Raw genomic sequence first — 25172 nt, 5'->3', positions numbered from 1 at the left:
GGCTTCTAGCGGGCGACGCCGTCTGCGCGAGCGGCGTCGGCTACGGCCTGCCGGACAGCAGGGGCGACTCGGCTGTCGAGCGGGCTCGGCACGATATGGTCCGCGGCCAGGTCGTCGCCGACGACGCCGAGGATCGCCTCGGCGGCCGCCAGTTTCATGCCCTCGGTGATGCGGCTGGCGTCGGCGTCGAGTGCGCCGGCGAAGACTCCGGGGAACGCGAGCACGTTGTTGATCTGGTTCGGGAAGTCGCTGCGACCGGTAGCGACGACGGCCGCGTGCTTGGCGGCGACGTCCGGGTGGATCTCCGGGTCGGGGTTGGACAGGGCGAACACGACCGCGTCGTCGTTCATGTCCGCGACGCACTCCTCGGCGATGGTGCCCGCGGAGACTCCGATGAACACATCCGCGCCCTGGAGGGCTTCCGGGCCCCCGCCGGCCAGGCCTCGGGGGTTGCTCCAGGAAGCGAGGTCGGTCTTGAACTCGTTCAGGTCGTCACGGTGCGTGCCGATGACCCCCTTGGAGTCGAGGACGACGATGTCCGGTACTCCGGCAGCGTGCAGAATCTTTGCGCACGCGACACCGGCAGCTCCGGCACCGGAGATGACGACCTTGAGGGTCACGATGTCCTTGCCGAGGTGCTTCAACGCGCCTTTCAGCGCGGCGAGCACGACGATAGCGGTTCCGTGCTGGTCGTCGTGCATCACCGGGCAGTCGAGAGCCTCGATGACGCGGCGCTCGATCTCGAAGCAGCGCGGCGCCGAGATGTCCTCCAGGTTCACCGCACCGAAACTGGGGCGCAGTCGGGTGAGGGTCTCCACGATCTCGTCCGGGTCGGTGGTGTCGAGCACGAGCGGAATCGAGTTCAGGCCCGCGAACGCCCGGAACAACGCCGACTTGCCCTCCATCACGGGGAGCGAGGCGCGCGGTCCCACGTCGCCGAGGCCGAGTACCGCGGTGCCGTCCGAGACGACGGCGACCAGACGGTCCGTCCAGGTGTACTTGTCGACCAGGTCGCGCTCACGGGCGATGGCGCGCGAGACCTGGGCGACGCCGGGTGTGTACGCGATCGACAGGTCGCGTTGAGTGTCGATGGGTGCGCGCAACTCAACGGACAGCTTCCCGCTCTCGTGAGCGGCGAAGATCTCCTCGTCGGTGATCGGCTGCCCGGTCGGCGTCGACGAGGTGCGGTCTTCTGGGGTGCTGGTCACACTCAACTCCTAGGGGACCCGGTACTGCGCCGGATCTGCTCGGTTCGACGGTCTGGCTCCACGATATTCCCGTTGGCGGGGAAAGTGCAGGTAGTCGTCGTTGATATCGGGACGGTATGGATCGCATCGCGTCGCGAATAGGTGGCTCGCGCACTGCTGACGACGATCGCCGTGCGGACGGGTCTCGTCTCGCAGGGGAAGTGCGTCGAATTCTGCCACCGTGGGTGCGCGAGCGGTCGCAGAGGGGTCCACGGCGGTCCGTGGCGGATGTCCGATTGTCGGCCGACCGGGAGGCGAGCGTAAGGTACGTCTTGTGTCTATGACGTATTCAGCCGCCGACCGGGTGTACGCGGAAGTGAAGGAACTGATCCTCAGCAGCGGACTTCCCGGAGGTGAACTGATCAGCGAAGGTGAGATCGCCGAGCGCTGCGACGTGAGCCGCACGCCGGTGCGCGAGGCGTTCCTGCGGCTGTCGGCCGAAGGCTGGATGCGGCTGTATCCGAAACGCGGTGCGCTCATCGTGCCCGTCGCCGAGAGCGAGGGACGGGAGGTGATCGACGCCCGCGTGCTCGTGGAGACGCACGCGGTCCGGAGTGTCGTCGCCCGTCCCGATTCGGCGGTCGACCTGACCGCACGTCTCGACGAGAACGTCGGCGCGCACCGTGCCGTGGATCCCGTGGACACGGCCGAGTTCGCACGACTGGATGCCGAGTTCCACCAGCACATCGTGGCGGCGGGCGACAACGCGATCCTCGGCGACTTCTACATTTCGCTCGGGGAGCGGCAACGGCGCATGACCACCGCTCGGCTCCACCGGAGCCGGACCGTCGCCGAACGCATCCTCGACGATCACGCAGCGCTCGCACGGGCAGTCGCCGACGGTGATGCCGACGCATTCGAGCGCCTGCTCACCGATCACCTGACCGGTGTGCACGAGATTCCCGGAGGTCCGCGATGACCACGACAACCACCGCCCCTGCGAGCAGCCGGTTCTTCGGCTGGGTCGCAGTGTCCCTCGCCGTGTTCGCCGCGGCCTGGGGCGGAAATCAATTCACACCGCTGCTCGTCATGTACCGGACATCGAACGGGATCTCGCCGGTCGTCGTCGACATCCTGTTGTTCACGTACGTACTCGGCATCGTCCCGGCGCTGCTCATCGGCGGACCGCTCTCGGACCGCTTCGGCAGGCGTCCGTTGATGCTCCCGTCACCGCTCATCGCCGCCGCCGGATCGGTGTTCCTGGCCCTCGGGGCCGACGCGGTTCCGCTCCTGGTCGTCGGCCGAGTTCTCAGCGGCATCGCGTTGGGTTTGGCGATGGCCGTCGGCGGCAGCTGGATCAAGGAACTGTCGGATCGCGACGGGGCAGGAGTGACCGCAGGCGCCCGCCGAGCGGCCCTCAGTCTGACTGCCGGGTTCGGCGTCGGCGCCGGCGTCGCGGCCGTGCTCGCTCAGTGGGCGCCCTGGCCGAACCAACTCTCGTATCTGATCAACATCATCCTCGCCGTGGTCGCCTTCGGAGCGATCCTGCGAACACCGGAATCGCTGGCTGCCAAGCCGGACGGCGATTTCAGTCTGCGCGGAGATCTTCGGATCCGTTCGGCGCGGCATCCGCGTTTCTGGGTGATGGTGGCGCCGGTGGCGCCTTGGGTGTTCGGCGCCTGCGCCGTCGCCTACGCGGTGATTCCGGCCTTCATGACCGATCGGACTTCGGACTGGTCGATCGCTTTCGCCGGACTGTGCTGCGTCGCGGGCCTGGCCTCCGGGTTCTTCATCCAGACGCTCGGTAAGCGCATCGACAAGCCCGGCACGCCGCGCACGATGGTCGTCGCGCTGGTACTGGTGATGGCCGGACTCGGGCTGTCGATCGCTGCGGCTGCGATGCTCACGGTCCCCATCGCCTTGGTCGCGGCTGCGGTGCTCGGATGCGGGTACGGAATGGCGCTCATCTCGGGGTTGCTCGAGGTCCAGCGCATCGCGAAGCCGCGCGACCTGGCGGGCCTGACCGCCGTCTTCTACAGCCTCACCTACCTGGGATTCGCGTCACCGGCGATCATGGCGGGGATCATGGAGAGCTTCCCGTCGGTCTCCTATGCGGAGATGTTCGGATTCGGCGTCGCCATGGCTCTGCTCGCGGTGATCGTGGTCGTCGTCGGCAACCGCACACGCAAGGCCGGCCCGCAGACACTGCGTCCTGCCCGCGTCACCGAGGTGGATCTCGAGCAGCGTTCAGCGGAATCCGAGGACACCCGTGAGATGACCTCCCAGAGGTGACCTGTCCGGCGAGAAGCGCGCGGCCACCTGCGCGTCAGAGGTCGGGGAAGCCGTCAGGGTTCTGCGACTGCCACCGCCAGGTATCGACGCACATGTCGTCGATCGTGCGGGTGGCCTCCCATCCGAGTTCCCGGTTGGCCTTGGACGGATCGGCCCAGTAGGCGGGCAGGTCGCCCGACCGACGCGGTGCGACCGCATAGGGGATGTCGCGACCGCTGGCGCGTTCGAAGGCCGCGATCACCTCGAGCACCGAATTGGCCTGACCCGACCCCAGATTCCAGACCGAGAGCGGTTGGTCGGTGGTGCCGATCCGGTCGAGTGCCGCGACATGCCCGGCGGCCAGATCCTCCACGTGGATGTAGTCCCGGACGCCGGTGCCGTCCGGGGTGTCGTAATCGTCGCCGAAGACCTGCAGCTTGTCGCGCCGACCCACCGCGACCTGTGCGACGAACGGCATCAGGTTGTTGGGGATCCCGGTGGGATCCTCTCCGATGTCGCCGCTGACGTGTGCACCGACCGGATTGAAGTAGCGCAGGATCGCGATGCGCCACGATTCATCGGCCTCGGCGAGATCGCGCAGAATCTGCTCGATCATCACCTTGGTCCAGCCGTACGGATTCGTGGCCGAGGTCGGCATGTCCTCGGTGCGCTCTCGGACCGGATTCTCGCCGTACACGGTGGCCGACGAGGAGAACACGAACTGCCGGACGCCGTGCGCGTCCATCGCCTTGAGAACGGAGAAGGCGGTGTCGATGTTGTTGCGGTAGTAGGAGAGGGGCTTCGCTACCGACTCGCCGACCGCCTTGAACCCGGCGAAGTGGATGACCGCGTCGATCTCCTCGGAGGCGAAGACGTGCTCGGTTGCGATCTCGTCGGTCAGGTCCACCGTGTAGACGGTGATCTGCTTGCTCGAGAGGTTCACCAGGCGGCCGATGATGCTCGCCTTGGCGTTGCTGAAGTCGTCGGCGACCACCACATCGTGTCCCGCGGCGAGTAACTGCAGAACGGTGTGGGAGCCGATGTAGCCGGCACCGCCGGTGACGAGAACACGCATGAGAATCCGATCAGTCGAGGATGTTCTGGGTCCGTGCGTACGACGATTCCACGCCGTCCTTGACCGGGGCCCACCAGTCGCTGTGAGCCCGGTACCAGTCGATCGTCGCGGCGAGACCGGACTGGAAGTCGGTGTAGGTCGGTGCCCAGCCGAGCTCTGTGCGGAGCCGGGTGGCGTCGATCGCGTATCGCCGGTCGTGGCCCGCGCGGTCGGTGACGAAATCGAACGCGTCCTCGGGGTGGCCGAGGAGTCGCAGGATCGCCTCGACGACGGTGCGGTTGTCGGCCTCGCCGTCCGCACCGATCAGGTACGTCTCGCCGGGTTGCCCGCGTTCGATGATCGCCCACACCGCGTCGTTGTGATCGTCGACGTGTATCCAGTCGCGCACGTTGGCGCCGTCGCCGTACAGCTTGGGACGCACACCGGTCAACACGTTCGTGATCTGCCGCGGGATGAACTTCTCCACGTGCTGGTACGGACCGTAGTTGTTGCTGCAGTTGGAGATGGTGGCGACGATGCCGAACGAGCGGACCCATGCTCGGACCAGAAGGTCGCTGCCGGCTTTGGTCGAGCTGTACGGACTCGACGGGTTGTAGGCAGTCGACTCGGTGAACCGGGACGGGTCGTCGAGGTCGAGATCGCCGTACACCTCGTCCGTGCTCACGTGATGCAGGGTGGTGCCGTGGCGTCGCACCGCTTCGAGCAGTGTGTAGGTGCCGACCAGGTTGGTCTGCACGAACGATGACGGGTCGGCGAGCGAGTTGTCGTTATGCGACTCGGCGGCGAAGTTCACGACGAGATCCGACCGGGCGACGAGCGGATCGACGACGGCGGGATCGGCGATGTCGCCACGAACCACGCGGACACGGTCGGCGACCGGGGCCAGTGTCGCCGGATTGGCTGCGTAGGTGAACTTGTCGAGCACCGTGAGTTCGGCGTCCGGACGTGTGGCCAGCGTGCGCAGCACGAAGTTGGCGCCGATGAATCCGGCTCCGCCGGTCACCAGTACTCGCATGCTGCTCCCTCTGACGCGTGTCTTCACCGCGACGACGACCTCGGCCGGCTGGGGAATCGGCCAGGGAAAATCACTTCGGGACAACTGTACCGATAGGGTTGCCGCATGCGTGGAATCGTCCTCGCCGGTGGCACCGGGTCGCGCTTGCATCCGATTACGCAGGGCGTGAGTAAGCAGCTCGTACCGGTCTACGACAAGCCGATGATCTACTACCCGCTGTCGACCCTCATGCTCGCCGGGATCCGCGACATCCTCATCGTCACCACACCTCACGACCGCGCCCAGTTCGAAGCGCTGCTCGGGGACGGCTCGCAGTTCGGTGTGAGCATCACTTACGCGGTGCAACCGGAGCCGCGCGGGCTCGCCCAGGCATTCGTCGTGGGGTCCGACCACATCGGCGACGATTCGGTGGCGCTCGTCCTGGGCGACAACATCTTCTACGGGCCAGGACTGGGCAACCAGTTGCAGGGTTTCGCCGGCGTCGACGGCGGTGCCATCTTCGCCTACCGCGTGAAGGACCCTTCGGCGTACGGCGTCATCGAGTTCGACGCGGAGGGGGCCGCGATCTCCTTGGAGGAGAAGCCGGTCAATCCGAAGTCGAGGTATGCGGTACCGGGTCTCTACTTCTACGACAACGACGTGGTCGACATCGCCCGAAACCTGACGCCGTCGGCGCGCGGTGAGTACGAGATCACCGACGTCAACGCGGAGTACCTGCGGCGGGGCGCGCTGAATGTCACGGTCCTGCCGCGCGGTACGGCGTGGCTGGACACCGGAACGTTCGATTCGCTGCTCGACGCTGGGAACTTCGTGCGCACCGTCGAACAGCGGCAGGGCCTGAAGATCGCCGTGCCCGAGGAGATCGCCTGGCGGCTCGGCTACATCGACGACGCCCATCTGCGTGGGCGGGCCGAGGACCTCGTCAAATCCGGCTACGGCAACTACCTCTTCGACCTGCTCGATCGCGGACGGGAACTCTGAGATGGAGGTTCGTCCGCTCGACATCAGCGGCGCCTGGGAGTTCACGCCGGTCCTGCGCGGAGACGACCGTGGAGTGTTCCTCGAGGCGTTCAAGGCGGACGTCGTGGCGGAGGCGATCGGTCACCGCTTCGATCTGGCCCAGGTCAACACCTCGGTGTCGGCGGCCGGGGTGCTGCGCGGGGTCCACTTCGCCGACGTGCCGCCCGGCCAGGCCAAGTACGTGACCTGCACGGTGGGCGCGATCCTCGATGTGATCGTCGACATCCGGGTCGGGTCACCGACATTCGGCGAGCACGAGAGCGTCCTGCTCGACGACGAGACCCGCAGGGCCGTCTACCTGGGAGAGGGACTCGGTCACGCGTTCTGTTCGCTCGCAGACGGTTCCACCGTCACTTACCTGTGCTCGACCGGATATCGCCCGGCCGGTGAGCACGGGGTGAACCCGCATGACGCCGACCTCGGTATCGAATGGCCGAGCCATGGCCGTGACGGGCGTGAACTCGACTTCGAGTTGTCCTCGAAGGACGTTGCCGCACCGTCGCTCTCGCACGCTGAAGCGGACGGCCTGCTGCCGATGTACGACGACGTCCAGCGGTACCTCGCCGGTCTGCGCTGAGCCGCGGTCAGCGGTTGGGGCGCATCGTCGGAAACGACGGAAGCTCGGACGAGTACAGCCAGTCCTGCCAGATGTCGCCCAGCGAGTCGGTCGAGAAGGTGCTCGCCAGCGCGATGAAGTCCTCGGTGGTCGCCGCCTGGTAGCGGTACTTGTCGGTCCACCGCTGCAACAGCGCGAAGAACTCGCCGTCGCCGAGACGCAGCCGGAGCGCGTGCAGGGTGATCGCGCCGCGCTTGTACAACCAGTCGTCGAACATCTCCTCGGGGCCCGGATCGGCCAGCACCTGAGAGCTCGGGTCATCTGCCAGTTTGTCGTAGTAGTGGTGAGCCCACTCGTCTGCCGAACGGCCGCCGCTGTGCTGACTCCAGAGCCATTCGGAGTAGCAGGCGAAGCCCTCGTGCAGCCAGATGTCGCGCCAGCGGGCGCACGTCACCGAGTTCCCGAACCACTGGTGTGCGAGTTCGTGGGCGATGAGGCGCTCGTGATCCTGGGTGCCGTCGCAGTGGTTCGCACCGAAGGTCGAGAAGGTCTCGGCCTCGAGCGGTATCTCCAGTTCGTCGTCGGTGACGACCGCGGTGTACTGGGAGAAGGGGTACGGGCCGAACATCTCGGTGAACGCCTCGACCATCTGCACCTGCCGCTGGAAGCTCACGTCGAACTCGTCGGACAGGCGTGATGGCAGCAGGGCGTGCACCGGAACCGGCCCACGAGCGAGGGTGCGGTGCTCGTACTGTCCGATCTGGATGGACGCCAGATAGGTCGACATCGGCTCCACCTGGTCGTATACCCACGTCGTCTGCGATCCGCGTCGCTTCGTCGACTCCAGGCGACCGTTCGCGAGGGCGTAGTACGGGTTGTCGGTGGTGATCTCGATGTGGAACGGGGCCTTGGCCTCCGGGTGGTCGTCGCAGGGGAACCACGACGGTGCGCCGTTGGGCTGGTTGGCGCACAGAGCGCCGTCCTCGAGTTCTTCCCAACCGACCGTGCCCCACTGGCTGCGAACCGGACGCGGCGAGCCGCCGTAGCGGACGACCACGGTCATCGCGCCGCCCGGCGGGATCGGCGAGGCCGGCGTGACCGAGAGCTTCCCGGAGCGGTGCGAATGGCGGGACCGTTTGCCGTTCATGGTGACCCGATCCACGCGCATCGACCCTGCCAGGTCGAGGCCGAAGCGGGTCAGCTGCTGATAGGACGTGGCGGTGATCGTCGCGGTGGCGGTCAGCCGGTTGCTCGCTACCCGGTAATCGATCACCAGGTCGTACCGGGAGATGCGGTAGCCGAGGTTGCCGCTGCGCGGCAGGTACGAATCGAGTTCGTGGTACCCGCCTGTCAGCGTCGGTTCCTGCGTTCTTCGCTTGTTCGGCACTACCTCTCCGTCTGTTGCAGCGTTATGCGGATCACCCTACCGGCGGGGCCTGGGCCGGCCGCGGGCACCGCGAGTGGCTGACTGTGGCAGATCCGGAACCTGCTCACCGGGTCCACGGCGCGATCGGATTGCCCTGCCACGTGGTGTGGGCGGGCACCACATCGCCCCGCATCACCAGCGATGCCGGACCGATGGTCGCCGATTCGCCGATTCCCGATGCGGGCAGTGCAACGCAGTGCGGGCCGAGGGTGGCACCGGCGCCGATCCGCACGGTGTCGATCGCCATCACCCGATCGTGGAACAGGTGCGTCTGGACGACGGTTCCGCGCTGCACGCAGGCGCCGTCGCCCAGCTCCACGAGGTCCGCCTCGGGCAGCCAGTACGACTCGCACCACACGCCGCGTCCGATGGTCGCCCCCAGGGCGCGAAGCCACAGGTTGAGTACCGGAGTGCCGGTCGCCGCGTTGGCGAACCACGGTGCGGCGACGGTCTCGACGAACGCGTCCGACAACTCGTTCCGCCACACGAAGGAACTCCACAACGGATGCTCGGACGCACGGATCGGTCCGACCACCGTCCACTTGGCGATCGCGGCGATCGCGCCGGCCGCAGCGCCGGCGGCGAGGAGGACGAATCCGCTCAACAGCGTGGCCGCGAGGACTCCCCACTTGTCGGCGGCCGTCTGCAGCGCGAACAGAACCGTGACACCGATCAGGAACGAGACCATCACGGCACTCAGACGCAGGGTCTCGACGACACTTCGGGCGATCTTGACGCCGGCGCTCGGTGCGAACGTCCGCGCCGCGTCGGTCTCGGTCGTCGTGCGGCGCAGACGAACCGGCGGGCTCCCCAGCCAACTCGAGCCGCTCTTCGCCTTCTCGGGTGCAGCCGACAGCACGGCGATGAGACCGTTCTTCGGCACCTTGCGCGATGGGGCGATCATGCCCGAATTGCCGAGGAATGCGCGCTTGCCGACCTTGGCCTCGCCGATGCGCATCCAACCGCCGCCGAGCTCGTAGGACGCGACCATCGTGTCGTCGGCGAGGAAGGAGTCGTCGCCGACCACGGTGAACTTGGGAATGACCAGAGCGGTCGAGATCTCGGTGCCCCTGCCGATGGACGCGCCGAGAGCCCGGAACCACCAGGGAGTCAGCAGGCTCGCGTACAGCGGGAACAGGTACGTGCGCGACGAATCCATCATCCGTTCGGTCATCCACACCTGCCAGCCGATCCGCGACCGTACCGGGTGAGTGCCCGCATCCATTCGGATCGACGCCAACCGCACAACGATCAGCGTCAATAGTGCGAACACGGCCATCGCGACGAGGGCGCCCACCGGGGACAGCGCGGCCGTGCGCAGTGCCGCGTCGCAGAGCCTGCCTGCCGAGAGCGCCCACGTTCCGGCGACGGCGAGGCCCGCGGCGATGGACACCAGTGGGATTCCGGAGATGATCAGTGCGGTGAATGCGTAGACGCCCACCCACCAGCGGGATGATCTCGGGCGTTCGCTCGGCCAGGCCCGCTTCGCCTTCCCCAGCTTGGCAGCGGGCGACCCGCCCCAGCGCTGCCGGGCCTTCACCTTGCCGATGACGGCGGAACCGGGTTCGACGATGGCGTCCCGGCCGATCACCGCGCCCGGCAGCAGCGTGGATCGGGCGCCGACGGTCGCGCCCGGCTTCACGGTGATCTCGCCGATGTGCAGCACGTCGCCGTCGAGCCACCAACCGGCCAGGTCCACCTCGGGTTCGATCGCGGCGCCGTCGCCGATACGCAGCATCCCGGTCACCGGCGGAAGCGTGTGCAGGTCGACGTCCTTGCCGATGGTGGCTCCGAGCGCCCGTGCCAGGGACGGCATCCACGGTGCGCCGGACAGGTTGTGAGCGCCGCTGGCCATCATCAGACGTTCCGCGATCCACAGCCTGATGTGCACGCTGCCGCCGCGCGGGTGGCGGCCGGGCGCCACTCCGGCCAGTAGCAGCCGCGCTCCGCCCGCCGCTATCACCATCCGGCCGTGCGGGGTCACGAAGACGAGGAAGGCGAGGAGCAGTGCCCACCAATTCACGTGGACCAGCCAGGGTGCCTCGTACCCGAGTGAGTCAGCGGCACCGCGCGCCAGATTGTTTCCGACACCGAGCCACGTGACCCACTGGACACCGGTCAGGATCGCGAGCGGAATCGAGGCGATCGCCTGCACGATCCCGGTGGACGCCGGGACCGGTTTCACGTGGCGGGGTTCGACGGCTGCGCTGGGATCGAGCGCGTCGAGCATCTCTGCGAGCGAGCCGAGGCGGGGGTGGTCGTACAGGTCGGCGACGGTGATCTCCGGGTACCGCGCGCGCACCGCGGTCACCAGTTGCGCCGCCGACAGTGATCCGCCGCCCTCGGCGAAGAAGTCGGCTTTCGAGCTGGTCACCGAGGCCCCGAGGACGTCGGCCCACCGCTGGGCCAGCCACGACTCGGTGGCGGACAGGTCGGAGGCGCCGTCGCGGTCACCGGAATCGGTCCCGGCCACCGGCCACGGCAACGCGTTCCGGTCGACCTTCCCGGAGGTTCTGGTCGGCAACTCGGGCATCAGGACCAGCCGCGGGACGAGGGCCGCCGGTAGTTCCTCCCGGAGCATCGCGGACGCCGCCGCCGTGTCGAAGCCGGGGTCGGCGGACGCCAGATAGCCGACGAGGATCTGGGTGCCGGTGCCGGTCTTGCGGACAGCTGCTGCGGCGCCGCTCACACCGGGCAGGTTCTGGAGCGCGTTGTCGACCTCGCCCAACTCGATCCGCCGCCCGCCGATCTTCACCTGATCGTCGGCGCGTCCGACGAACAGCAGGCCTGCCTGCTCGAGCTTCACGATGTCGCCGCTGCGGTAGGCGCGATCCCAGCCGAGAGTCGGTGCGGGGGCGTACTTCTCGGTGTCCTTCACCGGATCCAGGTAGCGGGCGAGTCCGACGCCGCCGATCACCAGCTCACCGGACTGCCCCTCGGCGACCGGAACACCGTCCGAGTCGACGACCGCCAGATCCCAGCCGATCAACGGCAATCCGATCCGCACCGGCTCACCGCGGCGGAGGGGCGCCGCACAGGCCACGACGGTCGCCTCCGTCGGGCCGTAGGTGTTCCACACCTCGCGGTCGTCGGTCGCCAATCGGTCGGAGAGCTCTGGCGGGCAGGCCTCGCCGCCGAAGATCAGCAGTCGGACGGCTTCGATGGCCTCAGCCGGCCACAGCGAGGCGAGGGTGGGGACGGTCGACACCACGTTGATGTCGCGTTTCACCAGCCAGGGGCCCAGATCCATGCCGGACCTGACCAGCGCGCGCGGGGCGGGAACCAGGCAGGCTCCGCTCCGCCAGGCGAGCCACATCTCCTCGCACGACGCGTCGAACGCCACCGACAGGCCTGCGAGCACACGGTCGCCCGGACCGAGAGGTTCGTTCTGCAGGAACAACGCCGCTTCGGCATCGACGAACGCCGCCGCGTTGCGGTGCGTCACCGCGACGCCCTTCGGCTTGCCCGTGGAACCGGAGGTGAAGATGATCCACGCATCGTCGGTCATGGTCGCCGGCGACGCGCCGACGGCCGACATCTCATCGGGCGCCTTCGGCGGCGTCGGTTCGCGGTCGGTCCGCCGGTGCACGCCGGCAGCGTCGATGACCGCGTCGACGTCGGCTTCGCCGAACACCAGCTTCGCTCGCTCGTCCGGATCGTCCGCATCGACCGGCACGTAGGCGGCCCCGGACCACAATGTCGCGAGAATCGCGATGTAGAGGTTGCGATCACCGGACGGCATGCGGATTCCGACACGGTGCCCGCGGCCCACGCCGATCGCCGACAGCCGTCCGCTGACCCGCCGGACGAGCGCGACCAGCTCCGAGTAAGTGATCACATGATCGCCGTCGTCGATCGCCGTGGCGTCCGGGTGGCGGCGGGCGGTAGCGGTGAGGATGTCGCAGAGTGTGCGGCCGGCCGGTGCACGGTCGCCGAGGAGATACTCGGCTGGAATCGCCACGTGTGGTCCTTCGGGAGTCGGTCGACGCGGGCCCCGCAGGCTGCGGAGCACCACCGGTAAATGATGCCTCACTCGGGGGGCGCGCGCATGTCGGGAGATCGGGTGTCGGCGGTCCACGGAGAACCGTATGGTGAATTCAGTGCGAAGCGGTGAAGCCAGGGAGTGACGGCGGAGCCGCGAGCGACGACGAACGCATTCCAGGTCGGCAGACCGCGGGCTGGAGCATCGCCGCTGGCGATGCTCGCATGCATCCCGCCGCCCCTCACACGACATACGAGCTCCACCCACGAAGGAGAATCATGGCTGCCCCACTCAAACTCGGACTCAAGGCGTCGGCAGAGCAGTTCGGTCCTCGGGACCTCGTCGAGCTCGGGGTCGCCGCAGAGGAATTCGGGCTCGACTCGGTCACCGTCAGCGACCATTTCCAGCCGTGGCGGCACAACGGCGGCCATGCGCCGTTCTCGCTCGCGTGGATGGCCGCGGTCGGCGAGCGAACCGAGCGCCTGCAGATGGGCACGTCGGTGATGACACCGACCTTCCGCTACAACCCGGCAGTCATCGCGCAGGCGTTCGCCACCATGGGCTGCCTGTACCCGGGCCGCGTCATGCTCGGCGTCGGAACCGGTGAGGCACTGAACGAGTACGCCACCGGGTTCACAGGTGAATGGCCCGAGTTCAAGGAGCGCTTCGCACGGCTGCGTGAAGCAGTCCGACTGATGCGCGAACTGTGGACCGGCGACCAAGTGGATTTCGAGGGCGACTACTACACGACGCAGGGTGCCTTCATGTACGACGTTCCGGCAGACCCCGTGCCGGTGTACATCGCGGCAGGCGGACCGGTCGTCGCACGATACGCGGGACGGATGGGTGACGGCTTCATCTGCACATCGGGCAAGGGCATGGAGCTCTACACCGAGAAGCTGATCCCCGCAGTGAAAGAGGGAGCGGCCAAGAAGGAACGCGAATTCTCGAGCATCGACCGGATGATCGAGATCAAGATCTCATACGACCGTGATCCGCAGCGGGCACTGGAGCAGACCCGGTTCTGGGCGCCGCTATCATTGACGCCCGAGCAGAAGCACAGCGTGAGCAGCTCGATGGAGATGGAGCGCCTCGCCGACGAGTTGCCGATCGAGCAGGTCGCCAAGCGCTGGATCGTGGCGTCGAACCCGGAGGACGCGATCGCGCAGATCAAGCCCTACCTGGACGCCGGACTCAACCACCTGGTGTTCCACAACCCGGGCGCGGATCAGCGGCGGTTCCTGGAGGCGTTCAGCGAGGACGTGGTGCCGGAACTGCGCGCGCTGGCCTGACGTTAGACGGTCATTCGGAGGTGGTGGTGGACGTCGATGCGTTCTCACCTTCGCCTACAGTCTCTGTCTCTGTCTCCGTATCGGTAGCCGTCGCGGTGACTGTCTTCGTCGCCGTCGTGGTGCGGGTGGCGGTCTCCGTCTTGGTCTTCGTGCGGTCCTGGCCCTTGCCGGCTTCGGTCTCGGTCGCCGTCTCGGTGGCGGTCGCAGTCGCGGTCGTGGTGCGCGGGGGTGCGCCGCCGCTCGTCACGGTCTCGGTCGAGGTCACGTACTCGGTCTGTCCTGACGCCGGGACCACGTTTCGGCCCTTCTGGCCGACGATGAAGAACCCGACGATGACGAGAGCCGCGGCTGCACACGCCACCGCAGTGATGATCTGCCAGCGCCGCTTCGCCGCGACGGCCGATGCGGCGGTCTGTGCCGCCGGACTCCCGTACAGGTCGGTGGGGACCGGACCGTACGGTGTCTGGGCGACGTCGGCCGACTCCGGATACCGCTGCGGTTCCGGCGGTGGTTCCGGCGGCGGAATGGTCGCGTCGGGGTCACCGGACTCCGGGTCCTCATGCGGGGGCTGGGTCAACGGGTACTCCTAGGCGGGCTTTCACTCGGTGATATGCCGGAAACGGTGCGCTGGTTACCCTACATGTTCGCCGATTCGATCAACTGATCGAGAATTTCTCCGCACGGGGTAGGAAAAGATTGCTGATGGAAGTAGTGTGCATCACGGCGACTGCCACGGCTCCCTCCCATGCCGACCTGAGAAACACCGAAAGCTCGCTCGAGGTCCTCGAATGACGATCATGAACAGCACGCGACTGCAGCCCCTGGCGCGCCAAGCGCAGGGGCGAGCCGAGTCGGCCCCTGGGCTCGGCGCGCAGCTGACGCCGCGCACCATCGCCTCCTGGGAGGCGCGGCTCGGCCTCGATCGTCGGACGATGGCTCGCCCGGACCGATTCGTCGGTCACGAGGGGATCCGGGCGTGGAACGACGACGTTCGGATCCTGTCCGACGATCCCGCGCAGTTTCGGGCGGTCCGCCATTCGCGTGAGATGTCGATGATGAGCGCGTTCTGCGCTCTGCACTCGGCCGTCCGGATGACGAGCGCAGAGCAGCCGAGTGCGGGCGCCGCGGATGCGGCGTCGCCGGAGATGCTTCTCGTCGCAGTCACCGCCATGCCCGGGAAATCGGTGGTCCGGCAGAACGGACAGGCGCACGCGCACGGCGCCGGAGACCTGCTGTTCATCAGCACCTCGATGCCTTTCGAATCGACGACGACAGCGGTCGCCGACCCTTCGGGACTCGCCATACCGTTGCGTGTTCTGGGAAAGCATCGGAGCCTGGCCGAGCAGCGTCGGCGCCCGCTCAGCGCGCGCACCCCGTTGTCGCGCGCGGCCGCCGGATTGGTGCGACGGTTCGCCGCGGACTCGGCGGCGTCGACGATGCCCGCACCGTCCGCAGATGCCGAACTGGCGGTGATCGACTTGCTGACTGCAGCGATGGCGGAGTTGGCCGGCGGGGATCGCTCGGTCCTGCAAGACGATTCCCTGGCCAATCATCAGGCCGCGATCGACCTCATCGCACGCAGGCACCGCGACCCGGACTTCACGCCCGACTCCATCGCGGCCGACCTCCACCTGTCCCGACGTCAGCTGTACCGGCTGTTCGAGAACGCCGACCAGTCGTTGGCATCCCGCATCGCCGATGTCCGCGTCGAGACGGCGCGCGAACTGCTCGTCGCCAACCCGTGGCAGCCGATCAGCAGCATCGCCGCATCATCGGGATTCCGGTCGGTCGCCACCTTCCGGAATCGGTTCAAGACCCGGTACGGAGTCGGTCCGGTGGAGTACCGGCACCGCTCCTTGGCCTGACTGCTCCACCCCGGGGCTCCGCGGTCCTGCGCCGCCTTCTTCTCGTTCAGCACACGACCTTTCGCCTTCGCAGCGTGATGTACGCCGTCTACGGGCAGACTGGTGACGAGCAGCGACTGAAGGAGAATCTGATGACCACTGAACGCATCGCAATCGTCACCGGGGCGGCCCGCGGGATCGGCGCCGAAGTGGCCCGCCGTCTGGCCTCCGACGGCCATGCTGTCGCGGTTCTCGATCTCGACGAGGCGGCTTGTCAAAAGGTGGTCGACGGCATCGTCGCAGACGGTGGAGCCGCGCTCGCAGTCGGCGCGGACGTCACCGACGAGACCGCCGTATCCGCAGCCGTCGGTCGGGTCGCCGAGAAACTCGGGGATCCGACGATCCTCGTCAACAACGCGGGCATCATTCGCGACAACCTTCTTTTCAAAATGACCGCGGACGATTGGGATTCGGTGTTGTCGGTGCATCTCCGCGGTGCGTTCCTCATGTCCCGCGAGGTGCAGAAGTATCAGACTGCGCAAGGCTGGGGGCGCATCGTGAACCTGTCGTCCACCTCGGCGCTGGGCAACCGCGGTCAGGTGAACTACTCGGCCGCCAAGGCCGGAATGCAGGGCCTCACCAAGACTCTGGCGCTGGAGCTCGGCCGCTTCGGCGTCACCGCGAACGCGATCGCTCCCGGCTTCATCGCCACCGACATGACCGCGGCCACCGCCGAGCGCATCGGGATGGGGTTCGAGGAGTTCAAGAAGGCGAACGCTGCCGAGATCCCGGTACGGCGCGTCGGCGAACCCGCGGATATCGCGCACGTCGTCAGTTTCTACGTCAGTGAAGGCGCGGGTTTCGTCTCCGGTCAGGTCATCTATGTGGCGGGCGGACCCAAGGACTGAGCACCGGCCGAACAGGCGGTGCACCACCTGCCGGGCATCCGGCGCCCGGCGCTCAAGGAGAATTGATATGGACTTCGCATTCGATGCCACGACGCGCGCGCTGATCGACGATGTCAGCGCGTTCATGGACAGTCACGTCTACCCGGCGGAACCGGTGTTCGCCGAGCAGTTGTCGAAGCTCGACGATCGGTGGGCTTGGGACAGTGCGCCGATCCTGCGGGAGTTGCGCGACGAGGCGCGCAGGCGTGGATTCTGGAACTTCTTCCTGCCCGGCGACGCGGGCGCGGGGCTGAGCAACCTGCAGTACGCGCCGATCGCCGAGATCACCGGACGCAGCCTCGGACTGGCGCCTGCGGTCTTCAACTGCGCGGCCCCCGACACGGGGAACATGGAGGTGCTCGCCGAGTTCGGCACGGCAGAGCAGAAGTCGCAATGGCTGGAACCCCTGCTCGACGGACGGATCCGGTCGTCGTTCGCGATGACCGAACCTGATGTCGCGAGCTCGGATGCCACGAACATCGAACTGTCGATCGTCCGGGACGGCGACGAATATGTGATCAACGGCCGCAAGTGGTGGACCACCGGAGCGATGAACCCCAACGCGAAGATCCTGATCGTGATGGGCAAGACCGACCCGGAGGCCCCCCGCCATCGGCAGCAGTCGCAGGTCCTCGTTCCGCGCGAGACCCCCGGGCTGGAGATGGTGCGGGGGATGGAGGTCTTCGGCTACGACGACCACAGTCACGGCGGCCATGCGGAGCTGAAGTTCACCGACGTCCGCGTGCCCGTGACGAACATCGTCGCAGGCGAGGGCGACGGGTTCGCCATCGCCCAGGCACGACTCGGACCCGGCCGGATTCACCACTGCATGCGCTCGATCGGCGTTGCGGAACGAGCTATCGAGATGATGTGCGATCGCGTGTCCGGGCGCACGGCGTTCGGTCGGCCGCTCGCGGACCAGGGCGTGATCCGCGAGTGGATCGCCGAATCGCGCGTTCGCATCGAGCAGCTCCGACTGCTGGTTCTGAAGACCGCATGGCTGATGGACACCGTCGGCAACAAGGGGGCGCATACCGAGATCCAGTCGATCAAGATCGCCACGCCGCGAACGGTCCAGTGGATCCTCGACAAGGCGATCCAGACGCACGGTGCGGGCGGTCTCTCCCAGGACTTCCCGTTGGCCGCCTGCTACGCGGGCATCCGGTCCCTCCGATTCGCCGACGGACCCGACGAGGTGCACAAGAACTCGCTGGCCAAATCCGAACTGCGTCGGCAGAGAGCCCACTAGCAGGGTTCGGTGATGACGCGGCGAGCGCCGCGTGCATCCAGTCGTTCGGTCAGCGTCTGCTGAGTCCGCCCCTTTCGGCCGTCCGAGAAACCTAGGAGAAGCAGTATGGCGCAGAACGATGACGACCGAATGGTCCTCAGTCCGGTCTTCAACCGGAGCGGCGAGCGGACCTCGCTCCCGCGCCACCAGATGCCCGAGGAGATGATGCTTCCCAGCACCGCGTACCAGATCGTTCACGATCAGGCGATGCTCGACGGAAACTCCCGCCTCAACTTGGCAACCTTCGTGTCGACCTACATGGACAAGGAAGCCGAACTTCTGTACGCGCAGACTGTCGACAAGAACATGATCGACAAGGACGAGTACCCGGCGACCGCTGAGATCGAGGATCGTTGCTGGCGGATTCTCGGCAACCTGTGGCACAACCCGGACGTCGAACAGGCGATCGGGACGTCGACGATCGGCTCGTCGGAAGCGTGCATGCTCGGCGGACTGGCGCTCAAGCGCCGCTGGCAGCACCGTCGTAAGGAGGCAGGCAGATCGACAGAGGCGCCGAACATCGTGCTCTCGACGGCCGTCCAGGTCTGCTGGGAGAAGTTCTGCAACTACTTCGAAGTGGAGCCTCGCTGGGTGCCCATCACCGAGGACCGCCTGTACCTGGACGGACACGACCTCGAGAAGTACGTGGACGAGAACACGATCGGGGTCGTGGCGATCATGGGGCAGACGTACACCGGTGCGTACGAGCCGGTGAAGAAGATCGCGGCCAAACTCGACCAGATCCACAGTGACTCCGGCGTGGACGTGGAGATCCACGTCGACGGCGCGTCGGGGGCGATGATCGCCCCGTTCTGCCAGCCCGATCTGGAGTGGGACTTCCGTGTCCCGCGCGTCGCGTCCATCAGTACGTCGGGCCACAAGTTCGGACTGGTCTACCCCGGGGTCGGCTGGATCGTCTGGCGCGACAAGGAAGCGTTGCCCGAGAGCATGATCTTCCACTGCGCGTACCTCGGCGGCGACATGCCCACCCTGGCCCTCAACTTCTCACGGCCCGGTGCTCAGGTGCTGCTGCAGTACTACCAGTTCCTGCGACTGGGACGCGAGGGGTTCACCGCGGTCCAGTCGGGTTCGCTCGACGTGGCGCAGCGTCTGTCGTCTGCGATCGCCGAGATCGGGCCGTTCGAGCTGGTCAGCAAGGGCGACACGATTCCGGTTTTCGCATGGCGTCTCAAGTCGGGCTACACCGACAAGTGGACGCTGTTCGACCTGCAGGACCGTCTGCGCATGAAAGGCTGGCAGGTGCCCGCCTACCCGCTGGCCGACGACCTGGCCGACGTCACCGTGCAGCGGATCGTGGTCCGGGCCGGTCTGAGCATGGACCTGGCCGATGCACTTCTGGCCGACCTGCGCACCGAAGTCGAATTCCTCGAACGACTGAGCGGGCCCATGCCTCGCGAAGGTCAGACGTCGGCGTTCCACCACTGACGCGGGCCGTGACGTCCCGGGGGCCGCTACTCCCCAGGGGCGTCGTCTACCGCACCCTCCACAACGGGTTCACCGGACCGTGGCCTGCGCCGAGCGGGTACGCGGCAGCCAGGCCGCGGGTGACCCACTGTTTGGCGAAACGGACGGCGTCGAGCATCGGGTAGCCGTGCGCGAGGGCTGCGGTTATGGCGGCGGCGAGCGTGTCGCCTGCCCCGTGATCGTGCGCGGTGTCGATGCGCGGTGCAGTGATCTCGACGAAGGTCTCACCGTCGAACAGCAGGTCCGGACTGCGCGTGCTCGCCCGCAGGTGCCCGCCTTTCACCAATGCCCACCGAGCCCCGAGGTCGCGAAGGGCGCGCGCCGCATCGCGTTGCGTGGCTGCGTCGATCACGTTGACGCCGGTGATCAGCCGGACCTCGTCCAGATTCGGGGTGACGAGGTCGGCGAGCGGGAGGAGGCGCCGGGTGAGCGTGTTCAGCGCGTCGGCGGCGAGCAGTGGATCGCCGTGCATCGACGCGCACACCGGGTCGACGACGAGCGGCATGGAACCGATGCTCCCCAGACCGAGCTCGGTGCACGTGTCGGCGACCGACTCGATGATCGGTGCGGACGCGAGCATGCCGGTCTTCGCCGCACCGATGCCGATGTCGGGAACCACCGATCGCATCTGAGCCGCCACGATCTCAGGCGCGATCTCCTGGAAATCGCTGACGCCCACCGTGTTCTGCACCGTCACCGCGGTGACGGCTACGCATGCGTGCACACCGAGGAGGGCGAAGGTCCGCATGTCCGCCTGCATTCCGGCACCGCCGCCCGAATCGGACCCGGCGATCGTCATCACGCGTACCGGGGTCTCGCCCGGTTCCGCGGTCGGCAGCAGATCCGGCGTCTCGACTCGAAGGGACTCCGTCGGCGCCTCGGTCATGAGGTCGCCGTCACCTCGTCCAGCGGCAGGTAGACGCGCGAACCCGCCGCGGTGAACTCGTCGGATTTGGCGGCCATCTCCTCGGCGATCTTCGCGTCGATGTCCTCGGCCGTGACCAGACCGTTCTCCTCGGCGTAGGTCCGCACGTCGGCGGAGATGCGCATCGAACAGAACTTGGGGCCGCACATCGAGCAGAAGTGCGCGGTCTTCGCAGGTTCGGCGGGCATCGTCTCGTCGTGGTACTCACGAGCCGTATCCGGGTCGAGCGACAGATTGAACTGGTCGTTCCACCGGAACTCGAAGCGTGCCTTGCTGAGCGCGTCGTCTCGCTCCTGCGCGCGTGGATGTCCCTTCGCGAGATCGGCCGAATGCGCGGCGATCTTGTACGTGATGACACCGACCTTGACGTCATCGCGGTCAGGTAGCCCGAGGTGCTCCTTCGGGGTGACGTAGCAGAGCATCGCGGTGCCCGCCTGCGCGATCATGGCCGCACCGATGGCCGAGGTGATGTGGTCGTAGGCGGGCGCGATGTCGGTCGCGAGCGGTCCGAGGGTGTAGAACGGCGCCTCCTCGCACCACTCCTCCTCAAGGCGGACGTTCTCGACGATCTTGTTCATCGGCACGTGGCCGGGGCCCTCGATCATCACCTGAACGCCGTGGCGCTTGGCGATCCCGGTGAGTTCGCCGAGCGTGCGGAGCTCGGCGAACTGGGCTTCATCGTTGGCATCGGCGATGGACCCCGGACGCAGTCCGTCGCCGAGAGAGAACGTGATGTCGTAGCGTGCGAGGATCTCGCACAGTTCGTCGAAGTGGGTGTAGAGGAACGACTCCTCGTGATGAGCGAGGCACCAGGCGGCCATGATCGAGCCGCCGCGCGACACGATGCCGGTGACGCGGCGGGCGGTGAGGGGCACGTACCGCAGCAGGACGCCGGCATGGACGGTCATGTAGTCGACGCCTTGCTCCGCCTGCTCGATGACGGTGTCCCGGTAGATATCCCAGGTGAGTGCGGCCGGATCGCCGTTGACCTTCTCCATCGCCTGGTAGATCGGAACCGTTCCGACCGGCGCCGGGGAGTTCCGCATGATCCACTCGCGCGTCTGGTGGATGTCCTTGCCGGTGGACAGGTCCATGATGGTGTCGGCACCCCACCTGGTGGCCCACACCATCTTCTCCACTTCCTCGGCGATCGACGAGGTGACCGCCGAGTTGCCGATATTGGCGTTCACCTTCACCGCGAACGCCTTCCCGATGATCATCGGCTCGGATTCGGGGTGGCGGTGATTGGCGGGGATCACGGCCCGGCCGGCCGCGACCTCGCTGCGCACCGACTCGACGTCGACGCCTTCGCGGGCGGCGATGTACCGCATCTCGGCGGTGATCACGCCTGCCCGTGCCCACGCCAACTGTGTCGAGACACCTTCCACTGGAGAGGGTTTCGTCCATTCGTCGCGTATGGCAGGCAATCCGCGTTGCACGTCCACGGTGACGTCGGAGTCGGTGTACGGACCGGACGTGTCGTACAGATCGAGGTGCTCGCCGTTGCTCAGGTGCACGCGGCGTTGCGGAACGTGCAGGCGATCGGCATCGGATTCGACGATCAGATGATGCTTGGTGCTGCCCTCGATCGGGCCGGTGGTGACACTTGCGCCAGAGACAGATGTGCCCATGACTTCTCCTCCCTACGCCGGCATTACCCGGACAGGTTCGAGCGGTCGGTGACCGCCGGTCACCATCTCAGCCCTCGGTTCGTGAGAGCCCCCGCGTGTTCATTTGTATGCGGTCGTCGACCGCTGGTTGCACCCTACGGCAGGAGTGATCGGAGGGACCACACGCCGTTCCGAAAGGGGATTGTGATGCAGATGTGACTGATGTGACTTGCTGGGCGTACCGGTCCGACGTAGCGTTGTGACCGTCGTCACAGGAGGTGTTCATGCATCGCAGGAGCCGTCATCATCATCAGGCCCCGCAGAACTCGGCGCGATCGTTGCTGCAGCAGATCTCGCAGGTTGTGCACAATCCGGACCGAGAGCGATTCGAGCTCTGGGTCGCGGGCGACCTGGTCGGTGTTCTCGGATACCGACTGGAATCCGTCGGCGAAGGCGAGGTTGCGACCATACTGCACACCGTCCTGTACGACGAGTACGGCGGTCACGGTCTCGCAACCCGACTCACCGGCAGTGCGATGGGGTACATGCGGGAGCGGGGCTACCGAGTCCGTCCGCTGTGCACGTTCACCAAGAAGTACATCGATGCGCATCCCGGCGTGGTCGCGCTCGCCCCGGTCTGAGCGAGCCTGGTCCGACCGGGCCTGATCCGTCGTACTCGTCCGGTGCACGAGAACGCCGTGGCGGCTCAGTCCGACGATACGTCGAGAACGAGCGGGGCGTGGTCACTGGCACCCTTGGCGGCGCGAGCTGCGACATCGACGAACGCATCGTGCACTCGGTCGTCGAGGGCCGGCGAGCAGAGGGCGAAGTCGATGCGCATCCCCTCGTTCTTCGCGAACCGTCCCGCCGTGTAGTCCCAGAACGTGTAGGTCCCCGGGCCCGGAGTGAAGGGGCCCGCGCTGTCCAGGTAGCCGGCCTCGCTGAAGGCGTCGAATGCCGCTCGCTCGGCCTCGGAGGTGTGCGTGCGCTCGGCGAAGTACTCGGGGTCCCATACGTCGGCGTCGGTCGGCGCCACGTTCCAGTCCCCGGCCAGCGCGATCTGCGCCGCTGGATCGTGGGTCAGCTCGAGTTGCATCACACCCGACAGGGTGTCGAGCCACTCCAGCTTGTAATCCAGGTGAGGATCGCCCGGTGCCCGCCCGTTCGGCACGTACAGGCTCCACACGCGAACGCCGCCGCATGACGCCGAGATCGCACGCGCCTCGGACGTTCCGTCGAACTGAGGCTGGCCGTCGAAGCCCTTGTGGACGTCGTCGAGGCCGATGCGCGAGGCGATCGCGACGCCGTTGTAGCCGCCGGTGCCGTGGAAGGCGACGTCGTAGCCGTGGGCGATGAAGCTCATCACCGGGAACTGATCGTCGGAGCACTTGGTCTCCTGCATCGCGAGCACGTCGATCTCGTGCCGGGCCATCCAGGCGACGACGTCCTCGGATCGTGCTCGGATCGAGTTGACGTTCCAGGTGGCCAGGCGCATCTGTCAGCCCTTTCCGTCGACATCGGAGATGGGGGAGTCGGTGGCGGCCCACCGGCCGTGAAGGTTCACCGCGCCGTCGTCCGCGGCGATCAGCAGGAAGGCGAAGCCTCGACCCTGCGCGCGATGTGCGTCGCTCCAGAAGTCGATCGACTCGGCGAACCAGTCGAGCTCGTCCGGCTCGTCTGCGAGCAGCTGCTCGGCGTGGGTGACAACGGTGAGGCAGGTCGTCGCGGCACCGCCCTCGGGAGTGCGGAGGCGGGTGGGAAGGTCCCGCATGCAGTCGTCGAGGGCATCCTTGTTCCGCCCGAAATGGTCGGGGAACCGCCACGCACGTGCCAGCTCATCGAAGATTCCGGACACCGTTCGCATGGATGAGGCATCGACCCGACGCGTCGCACTGCCGGTGCCGAACGTACTCACCGGCTCGGTGGTCAGCCCGACGGCGGAACCGCCGCTCGCTGCGGCATGCAGGAAGTCGCTGATGCGTCCTACGGTCATGACGACGGTCCTCTGATCCGGGTGAACGACTCGTAATGATCGAGCGTGTAGTACGCCGATCCGTCGTCGCCGGTGACGATGCGCTCCGCATCCCGGCCGCGGCCGTCCTGCTTCGGGTTCACGTCCCATTCGCGGTAGCGGACCTTCGTCCCGTCCGAACCGCGCTGCGGCAGCCGCCGCTCGTTGTTGCGGAAGGTGTCGCCGCCGCGTGTTCCAGGGGCGTTCGCGGCCTCGGGCCAGTCATTCGAGTCGATGTACGAAAGGGTGCGTGCGACGCGGGCCGGGAGATCCGACTCGGCTCGTGAACCGTGCGCGCCGGGGGCGGCACCGCCGTCGAACGTGCTTGCGCTGCTGGCGCTGCTGGACGTCGGGGAATCCGCGTCCGTGGTGCTCTGGCCGTCGATCCACCAGGTCAGCGCGAGGACGGCGAGGAGGACGAGGATGCCCAGGGCGGAGGCGAGCATGCGACGACGCGACTGATCGCGATCCGAGGTGGGGTGTGACATCGCGTTACACGGTAGCGGCTCGATCCGCAGTCGCCGCATCCGCGGTTCTAGAGCCGGACGACCCGTCCGGTGTGGTGCAGTGCGTATCCGGCATCCCTGGCTCTCGTTCGGCTCACATCGTCGTCGGCACGCACCTGAACCGCCCACCGGCCGGGGCCGACAGCCACTTCGGGAAGATCGTCCGGGAGTGTCCCTGGCTCGGCGGTGTCGGCGACGAGGACCTCGATCGCGTATCCGGCGTCGGCGTACGGGATGGAGCCGGGGCGCACCAGGCGATCGGGCAGGATCGCGTACGAGATCGCGTCGCGGGCGGAGTACCACTCGCGGATCCGGGAGACAGCTGCCGCGGAAGCGGTGAACTCGATCGGCACAGCGGCCCGCGCACGCACGTCCGCATCGGTAGCTCCGGATGCCTGGACGATCCAGCCGTCGATCTCGGCCCGCTCGCTCGCGTCCGCCGCCGTGCACAGTGCACGTTCGAGGTCGCGGATCTGCGAATTGCGCACCACTCGTCGCGAGAGGGTGCGCAGGGAGACGACCGCGTCGTTCGGCACCGTCTCGATCGTCCCGTCGCGGTCGATGCGCAGTCCGGCGGCATCGGCGGAGACGAGTACTCCGGTGATGTCCGACAGGGTCGGTGAATGCGGCAGAGGTGGATTGGGGGCATCGCGCCAATCAGCAGGTGACGACGGGGTCAGGCGGTACCGGACGACCACGCGGTCGCCCGCCACCGGGTCGCGCCCGTTCACG

22 protein-coding genes and 1 riboswitch are annotated in these 25172 nt (G+C 67.2%); of the genes, 10 read left to right on the top strand and 12 right to left on the bottom strand.

Translation table 11 applies throughout. The features are described 5' to 3' along the window. Positions 1–5: 5 nt before the first annotated feature. Positions 6–1208 (bottom strand): NAD(P)-dependent malic enzyme, encoded by a 1203-nt coding sequence (locus tag FO044_RS13475; protein ID WP_143965835.1) that lies wholly within the window; start codon positions 1206–1208, stop codon positions 6–8. Positions 1209–1527: 319 nt separating this feature from the next. Here FO044_RS13475 and FO044_RS13470 point away from each other — a divergent pair, with 319 nt between their 5' ends. Both FO044_RS13470 and FO044_RS13465 read left to right on the top strand, forming a co-directional pair. Then, positions 1528–2166 (top strand): GntR family transcriptional regulator, encoded by a 639-nt coding sequence (locus FO044_RS13470; RefSeq protein ID WP_143965834.1) that lies wholly within the window; start codon positions 1528–1530, stop codon positions 2164–2166. Then, positions 2163–3479, top strand: a complete 1317-nt coding sequence (locus FO044_RS13465) for an MFS transporter (RefSeq protein ID WP_143965833.1) — start codon at positions 2163–2165, stop codon at positions 3477–3479. The genes FO044_RS13470 and FO044_RS13465 overlap by 4 nt, the downstream gene beginning before the upstream one ends. Positions 3480–3513: 34 nt before the next feature. Here the strand turns inward: FO044_RS13465 and galE are convergent, their stop codons facing one another. Continuing rightward, complete coding sequence (gene galE / locus FO044_RS13460) at positions 3514–4533, bottom strand: UDP-glucose 4-epimerase GalE (protein WP_132992380.1); 1020 nt, start codon at positions 4531–4533, stop codon at positions 3514–3516. 10 nt (positions 4534–4543) lie between these two features. Next, positions 4544–5548: a dTDP-glucose 4,6-dehydratase gene (gene rfbB / locus FO044_RS13455; RefSeq protein ID WP_132992379.1), complete on the bottom strand. Its 1005-nt coding sequence runs from the start codon at positions 5546–5548 to the stop codon at positions 4544–4546. A 105-nt stretch (positions 5549–5653) separates the two neighbouring features. On the opposite strand from rfbB, the gene rfbA reads away from it, so the two are divergent. After that, positions 5654–6529: a glucose-1-phosphate thymidylyltransferase RfbA gene (rfbA, locus tag FO044_RS13450; protein WP_143965832.1), complete on the top strand. Its 876-nt coding sequence runs from the start codon at positions 5654–5656 to the stop codon at positions 6527–6529. Between the two features lies 1 nt (position 6530). Continuing rightward, positions 6531–7145 (top strand): dTDP-4-dehydrorhamnose 3,5-epimerase family protein, encoded by a 615-nt coding sequence (locus FO044_RS13445; protein ID WP_132992377.1) that lies wholly within the window; start codon positions 6531–6533, stop codon positions 7143–7145. A 7-nt stretch (positions 7146–7152) separates the two neighbouring features. On the opposite strand, the gene FO044_RS13440 is transcribed toward FO044_RS13445, so the two are convergent. Both FO044_RS13440 and FO044_RS13435 read right to left on the bottom strand, forming a co-directional pair. Next, the gene (locus FO044_RS13440) at positions 7153–8511 is read right to left on the bottom strand and encodes a M1 family metallopeptidase (protein ID WP_143965831.1); all 1359 of its coding nucleotides are present in this window, start codon (positions 8509–8511) and stop codon (positions 7153–7155) included. 103 nt (positions 8512–8614) lie between these two features. After that, positions 8615–12511 (bottom strand): Pls/PosA family non-ribosomal peptide synthetase, encoded by a 3897-nt coding sequence (locus FO044_RS13435; protein ID WP_143965830.1) that lies wholly within the window; start codon positions 12509–12511, stop codon positions 8615–8617. A 299-nt stretch (positions 12512–12810) separates the two neighbouring features. On the opposite strand from FO044_RS13435, the gene fgd reads away from it, so the two are divergent. Then, positions 12811–13824 (top strand): glucose-6-phosphate dehydrogenase (coenzyme-F420), encoded by a 1014-nt coding sequence (gene fgd, locus FO044_RS13430; protein ID WP_132992374.1) that lies wholly within the window; start codon positions 12811–12813, stop codon positions 13822–13824. A 10-nt stretch (positions 13825–13834) separates the two neighbouring features. On the opposite strand, the gene FO044_RS13425 is transcribed toward fgd, so the two are convergent. Then, entirely contained in the window at positions 13835–14401 is a 567-nt protein-coding gene (locus FO044_RS13425; RefSeq protein ID WP_143965829.1) for a hypothetical protein, read from the bottom strand. Between the two features lie 211 nt (positions 14402–14612). On the opposite strand from FO044_RS13425, the gene FO044_RS13420 reads away from it, so the two are divergent. The 4 genes from FO044_RS13420 to gad all read left to right on the top strand — a co-directional run bounded on the left by FO044_RS13420 (position 14613) and on the right by gad (position 19349). Beyond that, a complete protein-coding gene (locus FO044_RS13420) occupies positions 14613–15689 on the top strand; it encodes a helix-turn-helix domain-containing protein (protein WP_244945769.1) in 1077 nt (358 codons plus the stop codon). Positions 15690–15820: 131 nt separating this feature from the next. Next, positions 15821–16576, top strand: coding sequence for a 3-oxoacyl-ACP reductase FabG (fabG, locus tag FO044_RS13415; protein WP_143965828.1), 756 nt, complete (start codon positions 15821–15823; stop codon positions 16574–16576). 67 nt (positions 16577–16643) lie between these two features. Further along, a complete protein-coding gene (locus FO044_RS13410) occupies positions 16644–17864 on the top strand; it encodes an acyl-CoA dehydrogenase family protein (protein WP_143965827.1) in 1221 nt (406 codons plus the stop codon). 105 nt (positions 17865–17969) lie between these two features. Then, positions 17970–19349, top strand: coding sequence for a glutamate decarboxylase (gene gad / locus FO044_RS13405; protein WP_132992370.1), 1380 nt, complete (start codon positions 17970–17972; stop codon positions 19347–19349). 46 nt (positions 19350–19395) lie between these two features. On the opposite strand, the gene thiD is transcribed toward gad, so the two are convergent. Beyond that, complete coding sequence (gene thiD, locus FO044_RS13400; RefSeq protein ID WP_132992369.1) at positions 19396–20274, bottom strand: bifunctional hydroxymethylpyrimidine kinase/phosphomethylpyrimidine kinase; 879 nt, start codon at positions 20272–20274, stop codon at positions 19396–19398. After that, complete coding sequence (gene thiC / locus FO044_RS13395; RefSeq protein ID WP_132992368.1) at positions 20271–21944, bottom strand: phosphomethylpyrimidine synthase ThiC; 1674 nt, start codon at positions 21942–21944, stop codon at positions 20271–20273. The genes thiD and thiC overlap by 4 nt, the downstream gene beginning before the upstream one ends. After that, a riboswitch (TPP riboswitch) is annotated at positions 21936–22049 on the bottom strand. It overlaps the preceding gene by 9 nt. Before the next feature lie 158 nt (positions 22050–22207). On the opposite strand from thiC, the gene FO044_RS13390 reads away from it, so the two are divergent. Continuing rightward, positions 22208–22564, top strand: a complete 357-nt coding sequence (locus tag FO044_RS13390; protein WP_132992367.1) for a GNAT family N-acetyltransferase — start codon at positions 22208–22210, stop codon at positions 22562–22564. 65 nt (positions 22565–22629) lie between these two features. On the opposite strand, the gene FO044_RS13385 is transcribed toward FO044_RS13390, so the two are convergent. From FO044_RS13385 to FO044_RS13370, 4 genes are read right to left on the bottom strand one after another with little or no spacing between them, the layout of a single operon-like run. After that, complete coding sequence (locus tag FO044_RS13385) at positions 22630–23418, bottom strand: exodeoxyribonuclease III (protein ID WP_132992366.1); 789 nt, start codon at positions 23416–23418, stop codon at positions 22630–22632. Between the two features lie 3 nt (positions 23419–23421). Beyond that, positions 23422–23916, bottom strand: a complete 495-nt coding sequence (locus FO044_RS13380; protein WP_143965826.1) for a barstar family protein — start codon at positions 23914–23916, stop codon at positions 23422–23424. Beyond that, positions 23913–24422 (bottom strand): guanyl-specific ribonuclease, encoded by a 510-nt coding sequence (locus FO044_RS13375; protein WP_143965825.1) that lies wholly within the window; start codon positions 24420–24422, stop codon positions 23913–23915. The genes FO044_RS13380 and FO044_RS13375 overlap by 4 nt, the downstream gene beginning before the upstream one ends. Positions 24423–24469: 47 nt before the next feature. After that, complete coding sequence (locus FO044_RS13370; protein ID WP_143965824.1) at positions 24470–25171, bottom strand: GNAT family N-acetyltransferase, cg3035/Rv0428c family; 702 nt, start codon at positions 25169–25171, stop codon at positions 24470–24472. Position 25172: the final 1 nt, after the last annotated feature.

Source organism: Gordonia zhaorongruii (genome assembly GCF_007559005.1).
Taxonomy (GTDB): Bacteria; Actinomycetota; Actinomycetes; order Mycobacteriales; family Mycobacteriaceae; genus Gordonia; species Gordonia zhaorongruii.
This window is presented reverse-complemented; position numbering and strand designations above follow the sequence as displayed.

Bases quoted from the DNA above. Each gene is read 5' to 3' on its own strand.
- FO044_RS13470 (WP_143965834.1), top strand. From the start codon at position 1,528: ATGACGTATTCAGCCGCCGACCGGGTGTACGCGGAAGTGAAGGAACTG.
- FO044_RS13465 (WP_143965833.1), top strand. From the start codon at position 2,163: ATGACCACGACAACCACCGCCCCTGCGAGCAGCCGGTTCTTCGGCTGG.
- galE (WP_132992380.1), bottom strand. From the start codon at position 4,533: ATGCGTGTTCTCGTCACCGGCGGTGCCGGCTACATCGGCTCCCACACC.
- rfbB (WP_132992379.1), bottom strand. From the start codon at position 5,548: ATGCGAGTACTGGTGACCGGCGGAGCCGGATTCATCGGCGCCAACTTC.
- rfbA (WP_143965832.1), top strand. From the start codon at position 5,654: ATGCGTGGAATCGTCCTCGCCGGTGGCACCGGGTCGCGCTTGCATCCG.
- FO044_RS13445 (WP_132992377.1), top strand. From the start codon at position 6,531: ATGGAGGTTCGTCCGCTCGACATCAGCGGCGCCTGGGAGTTCACGCCG.
- fgd (WP_132992374.1), top strand. From the start codon at position 12,811: ATGGCTGCCCCACTCAAACTCGGACTCAAGGCGTCGGCAGAGCAGTTC.
- FO044_RS13420 (WP_244945769.1), top strand. From the start codon at position 14,613: ATGACGATCATGAACAGCACGCGACTGCAGCCCCTGGCGCGCCAAGCG.
- fabG (WP_143965828.1), top strand. From the start codon at position 15,821: ATGACCACTGAACGCATCGCAATCGTCACCGGGGCGGCCCGCGGGATC.
- FO044_RS13410 (WP_143965827.1), top strand. From the start codon at position 16,644: ATGGACTTCGCATTCGATGCCACGACGCGCGCGCTGATCGACGATGTC.
- gad (WP_132992370.1), top strand. From the start codon at position 17,970: ATGGCGCAGAACGATGACGACCGAATGGTCCTCAGTCCGGTCTTCAAC.
- thiD (WP_132992369.1), bottom strand. From the start codon at position 20,274: ATGACCGAGGCGCCGACGGAGTCCCTTCGAGTCGAGACGCCGGATCTG.
- thiC (WP_132992368.1), bottom strand. From the start codon at position 21,944: ATGGGCACATCTGTCTCTGGCGCAAGTGTCACCACCGGCCCGATCGAG.
- FO044_RS13390 (WP_132992367.1), top strand. From the start codon at position 22,208: ATGCATCGCAGGAGCCGTCATCATCATCAGGCCCCGCAGAACTCGGCG.
- FO044_RS13385 (WP_132992366.1), bottom strand. From the start codon at position 23,418: ATGCGCCTGGCCACCTGGAACGTCAACTCGATCCGAGCACGATCCGAG.
- FO044_RS13380 (WP_143965826.1), bottom strand. From the start codon at position 23,916: ATGACCGTAGGACGCATCAGCGACTTCCTGCATGCCGCAGCGAGCGGC.
- FO044_RS13375 (WP_143965825.1), bottom strand. From the start codon at position 24,422: ATGTCACACCCCACCTCGGATCGCGATCAGTCGCGTCGTCGCATGCTC.